13 protein-coding genes are annotated in these 18,195 nt (G+C 60.6%); 3 read left to right on the top strand and 10 right to left on the bottom strand.

Features of this window, described 5'->3' with window-relative positions; genetic code table 11:
- Positions 1-12: 12 nt before the first annotated feature.
- Positions 13-1,680 (bottom strand): energy-dependent translational throttle protein EttA, encoded by a 1,668-nt coding sequence (gene ettA / locus NR195_RS21995; protein WP_031593292.1) that lies wholly within the window; start codon positions 1,678-1,680, stop codon positions 13-15.
- A gap of 190 nt (positions 1,681-1,870) precedes the next feature.
- Complete coding sequence (gene deoR / locus NR195_RS21990) at positions 1,871-2,635, bottom strand: DNA-binding transcriptional repressor DeoR (RefSeq protein WP_010253621.1); 765 nt, start codon at positions 2,633-2,635, stop codon at positions 1,871-1,873.
- Between the two features lie 392 nt (positions 2,636-3,027).
- On the opposite strand from deoR, the gene rbsK reads away from it, so the two are divergent.
- The 3 genes from rbsK to NR195_RS21975 are packed head-to-tail and all read left to right on the top strand — an operon-like array spanning position 3,028 to position 6,290.
- Complete coding sequence (rbsK, locus tag NR195_RS21985; protein ID WP_256844915.1) at positions 3,028-3,945, top strand: ribokinase; 918 nt, start codon at positions 3,028-3,030, stop codon at positions 3,943-3,945.
- Positions 3,946-3,954: 9 nt separating this feature from the next.
- Positions 3,955-5,280 carry an L-fucose:H+ symporter permease gene (gene fucP / locus NR195_RS21980; protein ID WP_022625375.1) on the top strand — a complete coding sequence of 442 codons (1,326 nt, stop codon included), beginning with the start codon at positions 3,955-3,957 and terminating at the stop codon, positions 5,278-5,280.
- Complete coding sequence (locus NR195_RS21975) at positions 5,277-6,290, top strand: aldose 1-epimerase family protein (protein WP_256844914.1); 1,014 nt, start codon at positions 5,277-5,279, stop codon at positions 6,288-6,290. The genes fucP and NR195_RS21975 overlap by 4 nt, the downstream gene beginning before the upstream one ends.
- Positions 6,291-6,297: 7 nt before the next feature.
- Here the strand turns inward: NR195_RS21975 and urtE are convergent, their stop codons facing one another.
- The 8 genes from urtE to atzF form a co-directional block, all read right to left on the bottom strand.
- Positions 6,298-6,996: an urea ABC transporter ATP-binding subunit UrtE gene (urtE, locus tag NR195_RS21970; RefSeq protein WP_010253632.1), complete on the bottom strand. Its 699-nt coding sequence runs from the start codon at positions 6,994-6,996 to the stop codon at positions 6,298-6,300.
- A 1-nt stretch (position 6,997) separates the two neighbouring features.
- Complete coding sequence (gene urtD / locus NR195_RS21965; protein ID WP_256844913.1) at positions 6,998-7,789, bottom strand: urea ABC transporter ATP-binding protein UrtD; 792 nt, start codon at positions 7,787-7,789, stop codon at positions 6,998-7,000.
- Positions 7,786-8,859 (bottom strand): urea ABC transporter permease subunit UrtC, encoded by a 1,074-nt coding sequence (gene urtC / locus NR195_RS21960; protein ID WP_010671704.1) that lies wholly within the window; start codon positions 8,857-8,859, stop codon positions 7,786-7,788. Before urtC ends, urtD begins: the two co-directional genes overlap by 4 nt.
- Positions 8,859-10,424 (bottom strand): urea ABC transporter permease subunit UrtB, encoded by a 1,566-nt coding sequence (gene urtB / locus NR195_RS21955; RefSeq protein WP_010671703.1) that lies wholly within the window; start codon positions 10,422-10,424, stop codon positions 8,859-8,861. The genes urtC and urtB overlap by 1 nt, the downstream gene beginning before the upstream one ends.
- A 92-nt stretch (positions 10,425-10,516) precedes the next feature.
- On the bottom strand, positions 10,517-11,785 hold the full coding sequence (gene urtA, locus NR195_RS21950) for an urea ABC transporter substrate-binding protein (RefSeq protein WP_033756912.1): 1,269 nt from the start codon (positions 11,783-11,785) through the stop codon (positions 10,517-10,519).
- A 28-nt stretch (positions 11,786-11,813) separates the two neighbouring features.
- Positions 11,814-12,515, bottom strand: coding sequence for a GntR family transcriptional regulator (locus NR195_RS21945; protein WP_010671701.1), 702 nt, complete (start codon positions 12,513-12,515; stop codon positions 11,814-11,816).
- Between the two features lie 9 nt (positions 12,516-12,524).
- The gene (gene uca, locus NR195_RS21940) at positions 12,525-16,142 is read right to left on the bottom strand and encodes an urea carboxylase (protein WP_256844912.1); all 3,618 of its coding nucleotides are present in this window, start codon (positions 16,140-16,142) and stop codon (positions 12,525-12,527) included.
- A 2-nt stretch (positions 16,143-16,144) separates the two neighbouring features.
- Positions 16,145-17,941: an allophanate hydrolase gene (gene atzF / locus NR195_RS21935; RefSeq protein ID WP_163850556.1), complete on the bottom strand. Its 1,797-nt coding sequence runs from the start codon at positions 17,939-17,941 to the stop codon at positions 16,145-16,147.
- Between the last annotated feature and the right edge of the window lie 254 nt (positions 17,942-18,195).

The raw sequence follows: 18,195 nt of genomic DNA, 5'->3' as shown, positions 1-18,195 counted from the left end.
CCCCTGACATCGTTACTTCGTCATACGCTTATACTTGATGCGCTTCGGCTCCAGCGCTTCGGCGCCGAGAGTACGCTTCTTGTACTCTTCATATTCGGTAAAGTTACCTTCGAAGAATTCGATGTTGCCCTCATCCTGATAATCCAGGATGTGCGTGGCGATACGGTCCAGGAACCAGCGGTCATGCGAGATCACCATGGCACAACCCGGGAACTCCAGCAGGGCGTTTTCCAGCGCGCGCAGGGTTTCAATGTCCAGGTCGTTGGTTGGTTCATCGAGCAACAGCATGTTGCCGCCAACCTGCAGCAGCTTCGCGAGGTGCAGACGACCACGCTCACCACCCGACAGTTCGCCTACGCGTTTGCCCTGATCGACGCCTTTAAAGTTAAAGCGGCCGACATAGGCGCGGCTTGGCATCTCGGTGTTACCGATGCGCATGATGTCCTGACCGCCGGAAACCTCTTCCCACACGGTTTTGGCGTTATCCATGCTGTCGCGGAACTGATCCACAGAGGCCAGCTTGACGGTTTCACCCAGTACAATCTCACCGGAATCAGGTTGTTCCTGACCAGACATCATGCGGAACAGCGTTGATTTACCCGCGCCGTTCGGACCGATAATCCCGACAATCGCACCTTTCGGTACCGAGAACGAGAGATCGTCAATCAGCACACGGTCGCCATAAGACTTACGCAGATTGCTGACTTCCAGCACTTTGTCACCCAGACGGGCACCTGGCGGAATGAACAGTTCGTTGGTTTCGTTACGTTTCTGGTAGTCGGTGTTGTTCAGCTCTTCAAAGCGTGCCAGACGGGCTTTGCCTTTAGACTGCTGGCCTTTTGGCCCTTTGCGCACCCACTCCAGCTCTTTCTCAATCGACTTGCGACGAGCGGCTTCAGAGGAGGCTTCCTGCGCCAGACGCGCATCTTTCTGCTCCAGCCAGGAGGAGTAGTTACCTTCCCACGGAATCCCTTCGCCGCGGTCAAGTTCCAGAATCCAGCCTGCAACGTTATCCAGGAAGTAACGGTCATGCGTAATCGCGACGACGGTGCCTTCGAAGTCGTGCAGGAAGCGCTCCAGCCAGGCGACAGATTCGGCGTCCAGGTGGTTCGTCGGTTCGTCCAGCAGCAGCATGTCTGGTTTTTCCAGCAGCAGGCGGCAGAGGGCGACGCGACGACGTTCACCACCGGAAAGGGTGGCGATTTTCGCGTCCCAGTCAGGCAGGCGCAGCGCATCGGCAGCACGTTCCAGCTGGGTATTCAGGTTGTGGCCATCGTGAGCCTGGATGATCTCTTCCAGACGGCCCTGTTCCGCGGCCAGTTTGTCGAAGTCTGCATCTTCTTCAGCATAGAGCGCATAGACTTCGTCGAGACGCTTCAGTGCGCCAACGACTTCTGACAGCGCTTCTTCTACCGACTCACGCACGGTGTGTTCAAGGTTAAGCTGCGGTTCCTGCGGCAGGTAGCCAATCTTGAGGCCTGGCTGCGGACGCGCTTCCCCTTCGATATCTTTATCGATGCCGGCCATGATGCGCAGCAGGGTAGATTTACCCGCGCCGTTCAGGCCGAGTACGCCAATTTTTGCGCCAGGGAAGAAGCTGAGCGAGATGTTTTTCAGGATATGTCGCTTCGGCGGAACCACTTTGCCGACGCGATGCATGCTATAGACGAATTGAGCCACGTTGGTTTGAGCCTCTGGGTCTGTTGGTCGTTTGAATGATGTCGAAGTTTAGCCTTTTTCACCGTTTAATCCCAGCCGGGGGGCGGCGAATATTAGCGTGGCGGAGCCGATGCCGGGCGATCCAGGCATAACTGACTGATTTCCACACTCAATCGCTGACAGAGTCAGGAGAGGATGTCAGAAAGAGGCATCAGGGCAGACGCAGCGGGATCGCCTGCTGGGCCAGCCAGTTTTGCAACGCCTGATCGGGCGCGCTGTCACTCACCAGCAGATCAAAGCGCTGCAGCTCGGCGATGCGGGCAGGCAGCACCTTGCCATATTTACTGCTGTCAGCCACCAGCACCGACTTTCGGGCGCGCAGCATGGCGTGATGTTTCATCATCAGCTCATTGGTGTTGTAGCAGGTTGCGCCCTGATCTTTGTCGATGCCCGCCGCAGAGATAAAGGCCAGCGTCGGGCAGAGATCGTCAAGGATGGTATGCACGCCAATCGGCGTAAACAGCGCGTTGTCGGCATGAAATTCACCGCCGCTGAGAATCACGTTACAGGCCGGTTTCTCTTTCAGGGTCAGAAAGGTATTCATGGCGCAGCAGATGGCGGTAAACGACAGGGTGTCGGGAATCGCATCCACGATATAGGGCAGGGTGGTGCCGCAGTCAAAAAAGACCGTATCGTTCTCGTTGATCAGGCTGGCGGCCGCCTGTGCCAGTCGCTGCTTTCTGGCGGCATTCTGGCCATGCTGATCGCTGACAAAATAGTGGCTGGCATGACTTTTCGGATCGCTGACGATATAGCCGCCCAGCAGGACCACGCTGGAGCCCGGCTCGGTTAAATCGCGGCGAACGGTCATCTCTGAGACGCCGAGCAGCTGGGCCGCATCTTTCAGATGCAGTTTGTCGGTGCGTTTCAGCGCCTGCGTCAGCTTGTGAATGCGTTCGTCGCGCCGGGTTTCCATGGTCATCTCTCTGTTCCCTATCCTGCAGTGCGGAGGAAAGACGCCGGGATCGACGTCAATACGCTACAAACCTCACAGATTTGAATGAGTTGCGTCTCATCCGCCAGGCTGGCAGTCAATCTTACCCGCATTCCGTGAGGGCCGCAAACCTCCGCCGTGCTGTCAGCGCGTGGTGATATCGGCACGTCACCGCGGGCGGTTGTGGCTTTCATCCACCGCGTTCAGTGATGTTAGCTTGTTACAATAATAACACTGAAAATCCCCTTTTATGGCGTCATTTGCCTATTCTCACCGCATCAGGATGTGGTTTTTGTCACATATTTAACCTTTAAGAATTGTTATTGTTACTTTAATAACATTTTAAGTTTAAAAAACATCCGGGAGAAAAGTTCATGACAATTGCGGTCATCGGCTCAAACATGGTCGATCTGATTACCTATACCAACAGCCTGCCAAAAGCGGGCGAAACCCTTGAAGCGCCCGACTTTGCCATTGGCTGCGGCGGTAAAGGGGCCAACCAGGCGGTTGCGGCGGCAAAAATGGGCGGCAACGTGATGATGGTCAGCAAGGTCGGTGACGATCTCTTTGCTCCGAACACCGTTGCAAATCTTCAGCAGCAGGGCGTGGACACGCGCTTCGTCACCACCGCACCAGGCACCTCCAGCGGCGTGGCACCGATTTTTGTCGATGACCAGTCGCAGAACCGCATTATGATTATCAAAGGTGCTAACCAGCAGCTGAAACCGGCCGATATCGACGACGCGGCTGAGGCGCTGAAAGCCTGCCAGCTGATCATTCTGCAGCTGGAGATCCCACTGGAGACGGTCTATTACGCCATCGATTTTGCCCGCCAGCATCAGATCACAGTGATCCTTAATCCGGCGCCGGCCGTCGCCACGCTTGATATTGATTACGCCTGCAAATGCGACTTCTTTATGCCCAACGAAACCGAGCTGGAGATCCTTACCGGCCTGCCGGTCAGCAGTGATGAAGAGGTGATCCTCGCCGGACAGTCGTTGCTGAAGCGCGGCCTTAAAAATCTGATCATCACCCTGGGCAGTCGGGGATCGGTCTGGATGAGCGGCGACGAGATCCATCGCGTGGACGCCACACCGGTTCAGGCGGTCGACACCAGCGGCGCGGGCGATGCCTTCATCGGCTGTTTTGCGTATCTGCTGGTGAAAACCGGCGATGTGGCCGCCGCCATGACCCAGGCGTCTGCCTATGCCGCCTGCAGCGTCACCGGGCGCGGCACCCAGCGCGCCTATCCCGACGCAGAGAGTTTCCAGCGTTTTCTCAACCGTAACTGAGGTTCTGCCATGCAACAGAAAATTGTTCAGCAATCTGATGGCTATCTGAATAAAACGCCGCTGTTCCAGTTCATTCTGCTGTCGTGCCTCTTTCCGCTCTGGGGCTGTGCGGCGAGTCTTAACGATATCCTGATCACCCAGTTTAAAAGCGTATTTGCCCTGAGCGACTTTGCCAGTGCGCTGGTGCAGAGTGCCTTTTATGGCGGCTATTTTCTGATTGCGATCCCCGCGTCGCTGGTGATCCGCAAGACCAGTTACAAGATGGCGATCATGATCGGCCTGGCGCTCTACATCGCCGGCTGTATCGCCTTCTATCCCGCCTCGCACATGGCGACCTACACCATGTTCCTGGCAGCGATATTTGCCATCGCCATCGGCCTGAGTTTCCTGGAAACCGCCGCCAACACCTACAGCTCGATGATTGGCCATCGTGATCACGCCACGCTGCGCCTCAACGTCAGCCAGACCTTCTATCCGATCGGTGCGCTGATGGGGATCGTGCTGGGTAAATATCTGGTATTCCAGGATGGCGACAGCCTGGAGAGTCAGATGGCGACCATGACGGCAGAGCAGGCACATGCGTTCCGCCTGACGATGCTGGAACACACGCTGGAGCCCTACAAATATCTGGTGATGGTGCTGGTGGTGGTGATGCTGCTGTTTATGTTCACCCGCTATCCGCGCTGTAAACCCGAAAGCAGCGAGATGTCGCGCCCCTCGCTGGGCGAGACTTTCCGCTATCTGGCTGGCAACCGACACTTTAAACGCGGAATTGTGACCCAGTTCCTCTATGTCGGCATGCAGGTGGCCGTCTGGTCGTTTACCATTCGTCTGGCGCTGACGCTGGGGGCGACTAATGAACGTCACGCCTCGAACTTTATGATCTACAGCTTCATCTGCTTCTTTATCGGCAAGTTCGTGGCGAACTTCCTGATGACCCGTTTCCGCGCAGAGAAGGTGCTGATTGCCTATTCGGTGCTGGGCGTGCTGACGCTGGCTTATGTGATGCTGGTGCCGAACTTTACCGCCGTCTACGCTGCCGTCTTTGTCAGCGTGCTGTTTGGTCCCTGCTGGGCGACGATCTACGCGGGAACGCTGGCGACGGTCGATAACAAATACACCGAAGTCGCGGGCGCGTTTATCGTGATGGCGATTGTCGGTGCGGCCTTTGTCCCGGCGCTGCAGGGCCTGGTTTCGGACTCACTGGGTTCTATGCAGCTGGCATTTGGCGTCTCGCTGCTCTGTTTCGCCTGGGTCGGATTCTACTTCTATGGCGAACTGCGCCATAAAAAACAGCCGGTTGCGACCGGTCGTCTGGCGGAGGAGTTACCATGAAAACCCGTTTACCCTTAGCGCGTGAACAGTTTCACACCACACCCTGGGTGCTTTTAGAAAGCGATAATTTCCGGGTTGAGCTGTTTCGCTATCCGGCGGGCATTGAGGCGGTGCGCATTCATAACCTACGCGGCAGCGTGACCGTGCTGCCGTTTCTCGGGCAGATGATCTGGGACGCAGAGTTCGACGATCATAACCTGACCATGGGCCACAGTTTTAAGCAGCCGCTGCCCGCAAATTCGATCATCGACACCTATGGCTGTTTTGCGTTTCATTCGGGACTGCTGGCCAACGGCTGTCCCGCACCAGAGGACGATCATCCGCTGCACGGTGAGATGGCCTGCGCCCGCATGGACAGCGCCTGGCTGGTGCTGGAGGATCAGACGCTGTCGCTGGAAGGGGAGTGTGAATATGTCAAAGGCTTCGGCCATCACTACCTGGCCGCACCCGCTGTCCGCATTCCGGCCGATCAGCCCCGGCTGACGATTGAAATGACCGTCACTAATCTGGCTGGCGCGCCGATGCCGCTGCAGTATATGTGTCACCTTAACAGCGCGTGGATCGATCAGGGCCGCTTCCGGCAGTCGATCCCCGAACAGGCATTCCAGCTGCGTCGCTCGATCCCGGCGCATCTGCGACCGACGCCCGCCTGGGGGGATTACACCGATCGGCTGGCGCGCGATCCGCAGGCGTTACAGCAGCTCGATCAGCCGCAACTTTGCGATCCGGAGATCGTCTTCTTCGCGGACGATCTGCCGCAGTATGGCGATGAGGTGCAGTTTGAGCTGCATTCGCCGCAGGGCTATGCGCTGATGACGCGCTTCTCTACCGCACAGTTCCCGCACGCCACTCGCTGGCTGCTGCACAACCACGATCAGCAGGTGGCGGCCTATATTCTGCCCGCCACCTGCCGGCCAGAGGGCTTTCTTGCCGCGCAGCAGGCTGGCACGCTGATCACCATGGCGCACGGTGAACAGCGCCACTTTTCTGTCGAGACCGGCTTACTCTGAGCCGGGTTTAAATTGCCACCAGGCCGCGCACACCCTCTGCTTCCATGGTGTCGCCGCGGCCACGCTGCACAATTTCTCCGCGCGACATCACCAGATAGCTGTCCGCCAGCTCCGCCGCGAAGTCATAAAACTGCTCCACCAGCAGGATCGCCATATCTCCCCGCTGCGCCAGCTGGCGGATCACTGCGCCGATCTCTTTGATCACCGAAGGCTGGATCCCTTCGGTCGGCTCATCAAGGATCAGCAGCTGAGGCCGACAGGCCAGCGCCCGGCCAATCGCCAGCTGCTGCTGCTGACCGCCAGAGAGGTCGCCGCCCCGGCGTGACTTCATCGCCAGCAGCACCGGAAAGAGCTGGTAGATCTCCTCCGGCACTTCACGCGCCTGCGCAGCCGGAAAGCGTGACAGCCCCATCAGCAGATTCTCTTCCACTGTCAGACGCGGAAAGATTTCCCGCCCCTGGGGCACCCAGGCGATGCCAGCCTGCACCCGCTGGTGCGGCTTGCGGCCATTCATGCGCTGCTGCTGCCAGTGAATCTCGCCCGACTTCGCCGGGATCAGCCCCATCAGGCATTTCAGCAGCGTGGTCTTCCCAACGCCATTGCGCCCCAGCAGACAGGTGATTTCGCCAATCTTTACCTCAAACGACAGGCCGCGCAGAATATGACTGCCGCCATAATATTGATTCAGTTCAGTAACCTGTAACATTTCAGCGCCCCAGATAAACGTCGATAACCTTCTCGTTGGCCTGCACGTCGCGCAGCGAACCCTCGGCCAGCACCTGACCCTGATGCAGCACCGTCACGTGGTCGGCAATGGTTTCGACAAAGCCCATGTCATGCTCCACCACCATCAGCGAATGCTTGCCCGCCAGGCTGCGGAACAGCTCGGCGGTGTAGTCCGTTTCGGCATCGGTCATGCCCGCGGCCGGTTCATCCAGCAGCAGCAGATGCGGCTCCTGCACCAGCAGCATGCCGATCTCCAGAAACTGCTTCTGGCCATGCGACAGCAGGCCCGCGCGACGCTGGCGTTCGCCGCCCAGCCGCAGCAGTTTCAGCACCTCATCAATGCGGTCACGCTGTTCGCCGCTGAGGCGGGCGCGCAGGCTGGCCCAGACCGATTTATCGGCTTTAAGCGCGATCTCCAGATTTTCGAACACGGTTAACGCCTCAAACACCGTGGGCTTCTGGAACTTGCGGCCGATCCCGGCGCGGGCGATCTCCACCGGCGAGAGACGGGTCAGATCGCTGTCCTGGTCGTAGATCACCCGGCCGGCGTCGGGCCGGGTTTTGCCGGTGATCACATCCATCAGCGTGGTTTTGCCCGCGCCGTTGGGGCCGATCACGCAGCGCAGTTCCCCGACGCCGATCTGCAGCGAAAGATCGGTCAGCGCCCGGAAGCCTTCAAACGACACGCTGATCTTCTCCAGTTGTAGCACCGGATCGCGCTGCACCCGATGGCGATCCGCCAGTTGAGTTTGGGTAAACAGGGCATCACTCATTTTTTCCTCCGGCGCAGCAGGCCAATCACGCCGTGCGGCAGAAACAGCGTGACCAGGATAAACATCAGCCCCAGGAAAAAGAGCCAGTATTCGGGGAAGGCGACGGTGAAGAAGCTGCGTGCGCCGTTAACAATCGCGGCACCCAGCAGCGGGCCTATCAGCGTGCCGCGTCCGCCCAGCGCCACCCAGATCGCCGCTTCAATCGAATTGGCCGGTGACATCTCACCCGGATTGATAATGCCGACCTGCGGCACATAGAGCGCCCCGGCCAGGCCGCACAGCACGGCGGAGAGCGTCCAGACAAACAGCTTGAAACCGCGCGGGTCGTAACCACAGAACATCAGGCGGTTCTCCGCATCCCGCACCGCAGTCAGCACCCGGCCAAATTTGCTGCGCGCCAGGGCGAAGCCGATCGCCAGGCTCAGCAGCAGCAGCAGCACCGTGGCGATAAACAGCCCGATACGGGTGGGGGTTGCCGTTACCGAAAAGCCGAGCAGGGTGGTAAAGCCGGTAAAGCCATTGTTGCCGCCAAAACCGGTTTCGTTGCGGAAGAACAGCAGCATCCCGGCGTAGGTCAGCGCCTGGGTCATGATGGAGAAGTAGACGCCTTTAATCTTCGAGCGAAAGGCGAAGAAGCCAAAAATCAGCGCCAGCAGGCCCGGCACCAGCATGCTCAGGCAGAGCGCCCAGGCGAAATAGTCGGTGCCGGTCCAGAACCAGGGCAGTTCCCGCCAGGAGAGAAAGGACATAAAGGCGGGTAAACCCTCGCCTGCGGCCTGGCGCATCAGGTACATGCCCATGGCATATCCACCCAGGGCGAAAAAGAGGCCGTGGCCCAGCGACAGCAGTCCGGCGTAGCCCCACACCAGATCCAGCGCCACCGCGACCACCGCGTAGCAGAGGATTTTGCCGACCAGCGTCAGGGTATAGGTGGAGATCGCCAGCGGATGCGTGGCGGGCAGCAGCGCCAGAAACGGCATCACCAGGAGCGCTACGGTAATCGCCAGGCCAATGCTGATGGTCAGGCGCGGCGCGGTGCGCGCCACGCGAAGCGTGATGGGTTGCGTCATCAGTCAGTCACCCTTCCTTTTACCGCAAACAGCCCCTGCGGACGTTTCTGAATAAACAGCACGATAATCACCAGAATCAGGATCTTGCCCAGCACGGCGCCAATCTGCGGCTCCAGCACTTTGTTGAGAATGCCCAGGCTGAACGCGGCAACCACGGTGCCCGCCAGCTGACCGACGCCACCCAGCACCACCACCAGGAACGAGTCGATAATGTAGCCCTGGCCCAGCTCCGGTCCGACGTTACCGAGCTGCGACAGCGCCACGCCACCCAGCCCGGCAATGCCCGAGCCGAGTCCAAACGCCAGCATATCGACGCGGCCGGTCGGCACGCCGCAGCAATCCGCCATGGCGCGGTTCTGGGTCACGGCGCGCACGTTCATGCCAAGGCGGGTCCGGTTCAGCAGCAGCCAGGTGAGTGCCAGCACAAACACCACAAACAGGATCACCGCGATGCGGTTCCACGGCAGCACCAGATTGGGCAGCAACTGCAAGCCGCCGGAGAGCCACGCCGGATTCGCCACCTCCAGGTTTTGCGCCCCGAACAGCACCCGTACCAGCTGGATCAGCATCAGGCTGATCCCCCAGGTGGCGAGCAGCGTCTCCAGCGGACGGCCATAGAGATGGCGGATCACCGTGCGTTCCAGCGTCATGCCGATGGCGGCGGTAACCAGAAAGGCAACCGGCAGCGCCAGCAGCGGATACCAGGCTAAATAGTGCGGCGCAAACTGCTGAAACAGGCTCTGTACCCACCAGGTGGCGTAAGCGCCGAGCATCAGCATTTCACCGTGCGCCATGTTGATCACCCCGAGCAGGCCATAGGTGATCGCCAGACCCAGCGCGGCCAGTAGCAGGATGGAACCCAGCGACAGGCCGCTGAAGGCCTGCCCCAGCAGATCGCCCCACATCAGCCGTTTCTGAATCTGTTGCAGACTTTCCGCCGCGGCGGCCCGCACCGTGGTATCCGGCTCATTCGCGGTCTGGGTCAGGCGTTGCAGGCTGGCCTGCGTATTGGGATCGCTGGACTCACCCAGCAGTTTTACCGCCCGCAGGCGCACCATCGGCTCGCCATCTGCCAGTTGCAGGTTCGCCAGCGCCAGCGCGAGTGCGGCATGAACCCGGCTGTCCTGCTCGGCGGCAAAACGCTGCTCCAGCAGCGGCAGCTGGTCAGCAACGCCCTCACTTTGCAGCTGCTGCGCTGCGCGCAGACGCAGGGCCGTATCAGTGCTGACAAGCTGGTGGGCGGCCAGCGCGTTGTTAACCAGCACGCGCAGGCGATTGTTCATAAACAGCTTTTTCAGGTTTCCCGTGGGCTGCGCCATCGCATCCAGCGGCTGCAGCGTGGATCCCTGCTGGCTGAACGGCTGTTTATTCTGGTCGATGACCACCGTTTCGGCATGCAGCGCTTCCAGCAGCGGCAGACGATGGCTGTCCGGTGCGGCGGCCCACTGCTGCAGCAGCGTGGCCTGCTGACTGCGGCTGGCGGCGGCAAAGTCAGCCGCCGGTCCGGCACTGGCCAACAGCGGCATCAGCAGCAGCAGGCTGAAAAAGCAGCGACATAGATTCATAAAAGGAGCCTCGTCAGGGGAGGGCAGCACGGCGGGGTGCCGTGCTGCCGCTTCACAGCGGGTGACGCTGCGTATCTATCAGCAACCCGCGATTACTGCGCGGTCTTCACCGGGTGATCGGGTTTTTTGTCGTTACCGGCAATGTACGGGCTCCACGGCTGCGCACGTACCGGCTGATCGGTCTGCCACACCACGCTGAACTGGCCGTTCTCTTCCACTTCGCCAATCATGACCGGCTTATGCAGATGATGGTTGGTCTGATCCATGGTCAGGGTAAAGCCATCCGGCGCTTTAAAGGTCTGACCGGCCATCGCCGCCCGCACTTTGTCCACATCCGTGGTGCCCGCTTTTTCCACCGCCTGCGCCCACATATGAATGCCAACATAGGTCGCTTCCATCGGGTCGTTGGTGACGACGGTGGCGGCGTTCGGCAGGTTATGTGCTTTGGCATATGCGCGGTAGTCGGCGACAAACTTCGCGTTGGTCGGATTATCGATCGACTCGAAATAGTTCCAGGCGGCTAACTGACCCACCAGCGGTTTGGTATCGATGCCGCGCAGCTCCTCTTCGCCCACCGAGAAGGCGACCACCGGAATGTCAGTGGCTTTGATCCCCTGGTTCGCCAGCTCTTTGTAGAACGGCACGTTGGAGTCGCCGTTGATCGTGGAAACCACCGCCGTTTTGCCGCCAGCCGCAAACTTTTTGATGTTGGAGACAATGGTCTGGTAGTCGCTGTAACCAAACGGCGTGTAGACCTCTTCGATATCTTTATCCGCCACGCCTTTGCTGTGCAGGAAGGCGCGCAGGATCTTGTTGGTAGTACGCGGATAGACATAGTCGGTACCAAGCAGGAAGAAGCGTTTCGCGCTGCCGCCATCTTCGCTCATCAGGTATTCCACCGCCGGAATCGCCTGCTGGTTAGGCGCAGCGCCGGTGTAGAAGACGTTGGGTGACATCTCTTCCCCTTCATACTGCACCGGATAGAACAGCAGGCCGTTCAGCTCTTCAAACACCGGCAGCACCGATTTGCGCGACACCGAGGTCCAGCAGCCAAACACCACCGCCGCCTTATCCTGAGTCAGCAGCTGCCGCGCCTTCTCGGCAAACAGCGGCCAGTTAGAGGCGGGATCGACCACCACCGGCTCCAGCTTTTTCCCCAGCACGCCTCCTTTGGCGTTGATCTCATCAATGGTCATCAGCGCCACATCTTTCAGCGGCGTTTCCGAAATCGCCATGGTGCCGGAGAGCGAATGCATGATCCCCACTTTGATGGTGTCAGCCGCCTGCACACTCCAGGCGAACCCCATGCTGACAACGGTGGCGGAGAGGGCGAAAGCCTTGATCAACGAACGTCTTTTCATCATCTGAAACCCCTGAGTAGTTGTTGTGTTATTCGGTGAGCTGGAGCCGGGCCTGCTGAAGGCGGTGCAGCGTGATCTTTCTGACCTCCGCCTTACTCACGGCGATGTGATCGGTCAGGATGCGTTGCGCCCCGGCGGTCTGCTGCTGAAAAATTGCCTGTAAAATCTGTGCATGTTCCTGATAAGTGGCACAGATGCGATCGTCGCGAGTGAAGTCGAGCCGACGGATAATGCGGATCTTCTCGGTGAGTTCGGCGTGAATGCGTGCCATCTCCGGGTTACCCGCTGCCGCCACCAGCGTCATGTGAAATGCCTCGTCATGCTGCGATACCACCAGGCCCTCTGTAAGCGGCTCCGCCTCGCACCAGAACTGGTTCAGTTCGTTTAACAGCGCGGCACACTGCGGCGCGGGCAGGGCGCAGAGGCGTTTTACCGCCTCGCACTCCAGCACGGTGCGCAGGTCATACAGCGATTCGAACCAGGCGAAATCGAAGTTCTTAATCTGCCAGCCGCTGCGAAACCAGACGTCGACAAAGCCTTCGCGTTCCAGCCGGAACAGCGCCTGACGGACCGGGGTGCGGCTGACCGCCATCCGTCCGGCGATTTCGCTTTCACTGAAGCGATCGCCGGGCATCAGGCGAAAGGCGAAGATATCGTCCTTCAGCGCCTGATAAACCCGTTCCGCCAGCGCTTCCGGGCGGGCTTTAGGGGAGTGGGGTTGCGTTGTCATTACCGCTCCTTATTCCAGCCACAGCAGGTTATCGCCAGGACTGACCGGACGGCCCGCCTGGCAGGCAATCCGCGTCACACGACCGGCCTGCGGGGCGACAATCGCCAGCTCCATCTTCATCGCCTCCACGATAATCAGCGTCTGCCCGGCGCTGACCTCGTCGCCCGGCTGCACCAGCACTTTCCAGATGTTGCCATTGAGATCCGCCTGCACCGGCAGCCCGTTCTCCTCCTCTTCGCTGACGCTGGCGCGCGTTTCATCCTCCGGCGGCGCGTTCTGCTCCTCCTGCGCCCATAGCTGCACTTCCTGTTCAAAGGCGGCGGCCTGGCGCTGGCGGAACGCTGCAATTTCAGCGGCGTGGTCGGCGAGGAACTGCTGATGGGCGGCAAAATCAAACTGCGTCTCTTCAATACGCAGGCTGGCACGGCCTTCGCGGAAATCTTCGCGCAGCTGGGTCAGTTCGGTTTCACTCACCGGATAGAAGCGCACCTGATCGAAGAAGCGCAGCAGCCACGGCGCATCGGTAGCGAACTGCGGATTTTTCAGGAAGGTGTTCCAGATGGGCAGCGTGCGGCCCACCAGCTGATAGCCGCCGGGCGAATCCATGCCGTAGATGCACATGTACATGCCGCCGATCCCTACGGTACCTTCGGCGGTGAAGGTGCGCGCCGGACTGTATTTGGAACTCAGCAGGCGATGGCGTGGATCGATCGGAACGGCACAGGGCGCGCCAAGGTAGACGTCGCCCAGCCCCAGCACCAGATAGCTGGCGTTGAACAGGGTATCGCGCACCTCATCGCGGCTGCTTAAGCCGTTAATCCGCTGGATAAAGTCCACGTTGTTGGGCAGCCAGGGGGCGCTGGCGCGCACCGTCTCCTGATAGCGGCTGACGGCGCCCAGCGTGGCGCTGTCTTCAAATGCCATCGGCATCCACACCACGCGGGAGGGCACTTTCAGCGTGCTGACGTCGCCCAGCGTCGCTTCCAGCGCCAGCAGCAGTGACATCAGCCGGGACTGGTTAATGATGCGGCTGTCGTAGCGCACCTGCAGCGAACGCACGCCAGGCGACAGCTCCTCTACGCCAGGCTCCGCCTGCGCCGTCAGCGCATTCATCAGCAGATGGACACGCAGACGCAGCGCCAGATCCAGTACATTGTCGCCATACTCAATCAGCACATATTTGTCGCCCGCCTGGCGATAGACCACTTTCGGTGTGCTGGTGGTGGCCTCCAGAGCGGCCAGAATCGTGGCGGAACCGTGGGCAGTTTCGGCCAGTGACGGCACGGCAAACGTGGGCGGATGCTCAGGCCGCAATGTCTCAATCAGATGCATCTGCGCTTTTTCCCGCGCCAGCGCATCGTCTGCGGTGATGGGGTGGAAGCGGATGGTGTCGCCAGGTTTAACCTGGCCCACTTTCCACAGCTCGGCTTTGGCGATGGTCACCGGACAGACAAAGCCGCCGAGGCTCGGGCCGTCGTGCGTCAGGATCACCGGGAAGTCGCCGGTAAAATTGACCGCGCCAATGGCATATTCACAGTCGTGAACGTTGGAGGGATGCAGGCCCGCTTCGCCGCCGTTGGCGCGGGTCCAGGTCGGTTTCGGGCCGACCAGCCGCACGCCGAGGCGGTTGGAGTTGTAGTGCACCTGCCAGTCACTGGCGAAGAACGCATCGATGGCGGCCTGGGTGAAGAAGTCCGGTGCGCCGTGCGGGCCGTAGAGCACGCCGATGCGCCACTCGCTGCCGTAGTGCGGAATCAGCGCCGCATCGAGCGGCTGCGGATCGCTGACCGGGGCAGGCGTGGTGCAGGCTGCCCGATCAGGCTGGGAGATCGCCAGCATATCGGCAACCCGCAGGGTGCGTCCGGCGTGACCGCCAAACTGGCCCAGCGAAAAGGTGCTGCGGCTGCCCAGATACGCCGGCACGTCGAAGCCGTTACGTACGGCCAGATAGCTGCGGCAGCCCGTCCGGGCGCGTCCCAGCACCAGAGTCTCTCCCGCTTTCACCGCCAGCGGCTGCCAGGTGCTGACCGGTTCGCCCTCCAGCGTGGCGTCGCAGTCAGCACCGGTCAGCGCCACGATGGCATCACAGTGAAAACGCAGCGTCGGCCCCTGCAGGGTAAATTCCAGCCCCGCCGCCGCGTCATGATTACCGACGATGCGGTTAGCCAGCCGGAAAGCGAAGTCATCCATCGGGCCGGAAGGCGGCACGCCGATATCCCAGTAGCCGAGGCGGCCTGGATAGTCCTGAACCGAACTGAAGGTGCCGGGTTGCAGCACTTCCACCACGGAGGAGGCAGGCACCACGCTGTCGAGGTAGCGCGTCCAGACGTTGCCGCTGCGAAACGCGTCGCTGGCGGTAATCTGGCGCAGATAGTCGAGGTTGGTGGCGATGCCGTGCAGCTGAGTGGCATCCAGCGCATGGTGAAGTTTTTCCAGCGCCGCATCGCGGGTGTCGGCATGCACGATCAGTTTGGCGATCATCGGATCGTAGAAGCTGGAGACCTCGCTGCCGGTTTCGATGCCGCTGTCGACCCGCACGCCGTCAGGGAAAGTTACGCCGGTTAGCAGGCCGGGGCTGGGCTGAAAGTTCTTGAGTGGATCTTCCGCATAGAGCCGCACTTCAATGGCGGCGCCCTGCGGCGCCTGCTGCAGACGTGACCAGTCAACCGCATCGCCCGCCGCCACCAGCAACATGCACTCCACCAGATCGAGTCCGGTGACGCACTCAGTGACCGGATGCTCCACCTGCAGGCGGGTGTTCACTTCCAGAAAGTAAAAGGCCTGCTGGTCGACGTCGTAGATATACTCCACGGTGCCTGCGCTGCGGTAGTTTACCCGCTCGCCGAGCCGCACCGCCGAGGCGAGCAGGGCGTCACGCGTCGCCGGAGACAGGCCGGGCGCGGGCGTCTCTTCCACCACCTTTTGATTGCGGCGCTGCAGTGAGCAGTCGCGTTCACCCAGCGCGACCACAGTGCCGTTACCGTCACCAAAAATCTGCACTTCTACGTGGCGGGCGCGATCGATGCAGCGCTCCAGAAACACGCCCGCATCACTGAAGAACTGCTCGCCAAGACGGCGTACGCTCTCCCAGGCGCTGGCGAGCGCACCGGCGTCGGCGCAGCGCGTCAGGCCAATGCCGCCGCCGCCCGCCGTGCTTTTCAGCATCACCGGATAGCCGATCTTATCGGCCGCCTGCATCGCCTCCTCCAGCGACGCAAGCAGCGGTGTGCCGGGCGTCATTGGTACACCTGCACTGGCTGCCAGCTCACGGGCACGGTGCTTAAGGCCGAACTCACCAATCTGCTGCGCGGTGGGGCCGACAAAGGCGATCCCTGCCGCTTCACAGGCTTCGGCAAACGGCTGGCTTTCTGAAAGAAAACCGTAGCCTGGCCAGATAGCCTGGGCGCCGCTCTGCTGAGCCGCCGCCAGAATTTTGTCGATGCGCAGATAGCTGTCGCTGGCTTTATCGCCGCCCAGCGCGATAGCGATATCCGCCTGCTTAACGTGCTGCGCGTTGCGGTCAGCATCTGAATAGACCGCGACACTTTTGACGCCCAGGCGCTTCAGCGTCCGAATGGCGCGGCAGGCGATTTCGCCGCGGTTGGCAATCAGTACGGTGGTGAACATGATCAGTGACTCCCCTGTGATGCCAGCCAGTTGCGCCAGCCGCCCGTCTCAGTAATCTCCAGCGCGTTGTTCAGCGCCGCGCCTTCGCAGATAAAGCCTTTCACCACCCGCCCATCCGCCAGCGTCAGGTTGCCGATGCCCAGCGGTGCGGGAATCTCGGCCACAAACTCACCAAAGCGCGCCAGCGGGATATCCCACAGCTCCACGGTGATAGCGGCGCCCTGTTCGTCACGCATCAGGCCGGGTTTTTTGATCGCGCCCTCCAGCAGGGCAAACAGGCGATAGTGTGGCGCGGTCTTCGTCTCTTCCACCCAGACGGCATGGCGATCGGTGAGCTGGAAATTAAGCGGCATTCCGGTGAGATGCGCGCCCACTACCGCCAGCCGGACATGGTCGGCGGAGGCGGGCAGGCTGGTGCGCCAGGCAGGGCAGGGCTGGCCGGTCGCGCCCAGCGGCAGAGCAAGCTGCTGCTGCCAGCGAATGCCAAACTCAGCCAGCGCCCGATCGTGCCAGGCGGGCGCAATCAGCGTGATGCCTGCCGGGAGATCGTCATTGCGAAACGGTGCGGGCAGCGCCAGCGCGGCGAGGTCGGCAAGGTTGGTAAAGTTGGTATAGGTGCCAAACTGCGAGTTGTAGTGAATCGGCTCCTGCTTCATCTCCTCCAGGGTATGAATCGTGGGCGAGGTCGGCACCACCAGCGCGTCAAACTGTGCCAGCGTCTGCTGAATCTGGCGCGTCAGTTCGGCCCGCAGATACTCCGCCTTATAGGCATCGACTGCGCTGTATTTCAGGCCACTGGCGATAATCTCGTGTACCACCGGATCCATCTCCGCCGGGCGATCGAGCATCCCGCCCACCGCCGCCGTGCGTTCGGCGACCCAGGCACCGTAGTAGAGCTGTTCAGCCAGCTTCCGGAACGGGGTGAAGTCGATAGGGTGCAGCGTCACGCCACCCGCCTGCAATGCCTCCAGCGCCTGGTCCCAGGCGGCTTCGGCGGCGGCATCATCAAAAAACTCCGGGTTCAAAGGTACCGCAAAATGGGGATGGACGGGCAGGCTGGCCGGGGCGGTGCGCGGATTAATGCGCGAATAGGCGTCACCGGCATCATAGCCACCCATGACGCTGGCGACGCTAAAGGCATCTTCTGCCGTCAACGCAAACACGGAAATCGTGTCGTTGAGGCGGCAGGCGGGCACCACGCCGCGTGCAGAGAACCAGCCCTTGGTCGGCTTCAGTCCGACAATATTGTTAAAGCCCGCCGGAACGCGGCCCGATCCCGCAGTATCGGTGCCCAGTGAAAAGGCGACCAGCCCGCGCGCCAGCACCGACGCGGAGCCGGAGCTGGAGCCGCCACTGACGTAATCGGCATCAAAGGTGTTACTGACCGCGCCAAACGGGGAGCGGGTGCCCACCAGGCCGGTAGCGAACTGATCGAGGTTGGTTTTGCCGATGACTATCGCGCCGGCGGCTTTCAGGCGGGCGACGGCGACCGCGTCTTCGCTGGCGGTATAGGTAAAGGCGGGGCAGGCGGCGCTGGTCGGCCAGCCCGCCACATCAATGTTGTCTTTGACGGCGAAGGGAACACCAAACAGCGGCAGCGATCCGGGATCGCGCTGATAGTGCGCCAGCAGTGGCTCAATCTGAGCCGCTAACTGCTCCGGTGTCGCCAGATAGATCCAGGCATTATCGTGCGTGTCGAGAGCCGCCAGGTGGGCGCTCAGCAGCGAAGTAATCTGTTGCGGCGCCTGCTGATAGCGCTGCTGCCAGGCGTGAAGCGTCAGGCCAAAGGTTGAAGTCATACGAAGAATTCCAGCTGGTATACAAGATGGAATTCAACAGAGCAAAGGCTGTGCCACTTTTTTAACGCAATGATTCAACAGTTTAATGCGTGCAGTGATAAGATTTTCTGATGATAATTTGCACAATTACGGCGCGCACGCTGAGCGATGACGGTGCGTTTACCTTTCGTGTGCGTAAATTTTGTGAAGAACATGGCAAGAGTCCGGTGGCCTGGTTAGCATGAAGACTGTCTGGCAACTCGCCGGCCCCAGCA

It is taken from the genome of Pantoea sp. Ft-CA_14, assembly GCF_024520875.1.
GTDB classification, from domain to species: domain Bacteria; phylum Pseudomonadota; class Gammaproteobacteria; order Enterobacterales; family Enterobacteriaceae; genus Pantoea; species Pantoea agglomerans.
This window is presented reverse-complemented; position numbering and strand designations above follow the sequence as displayed.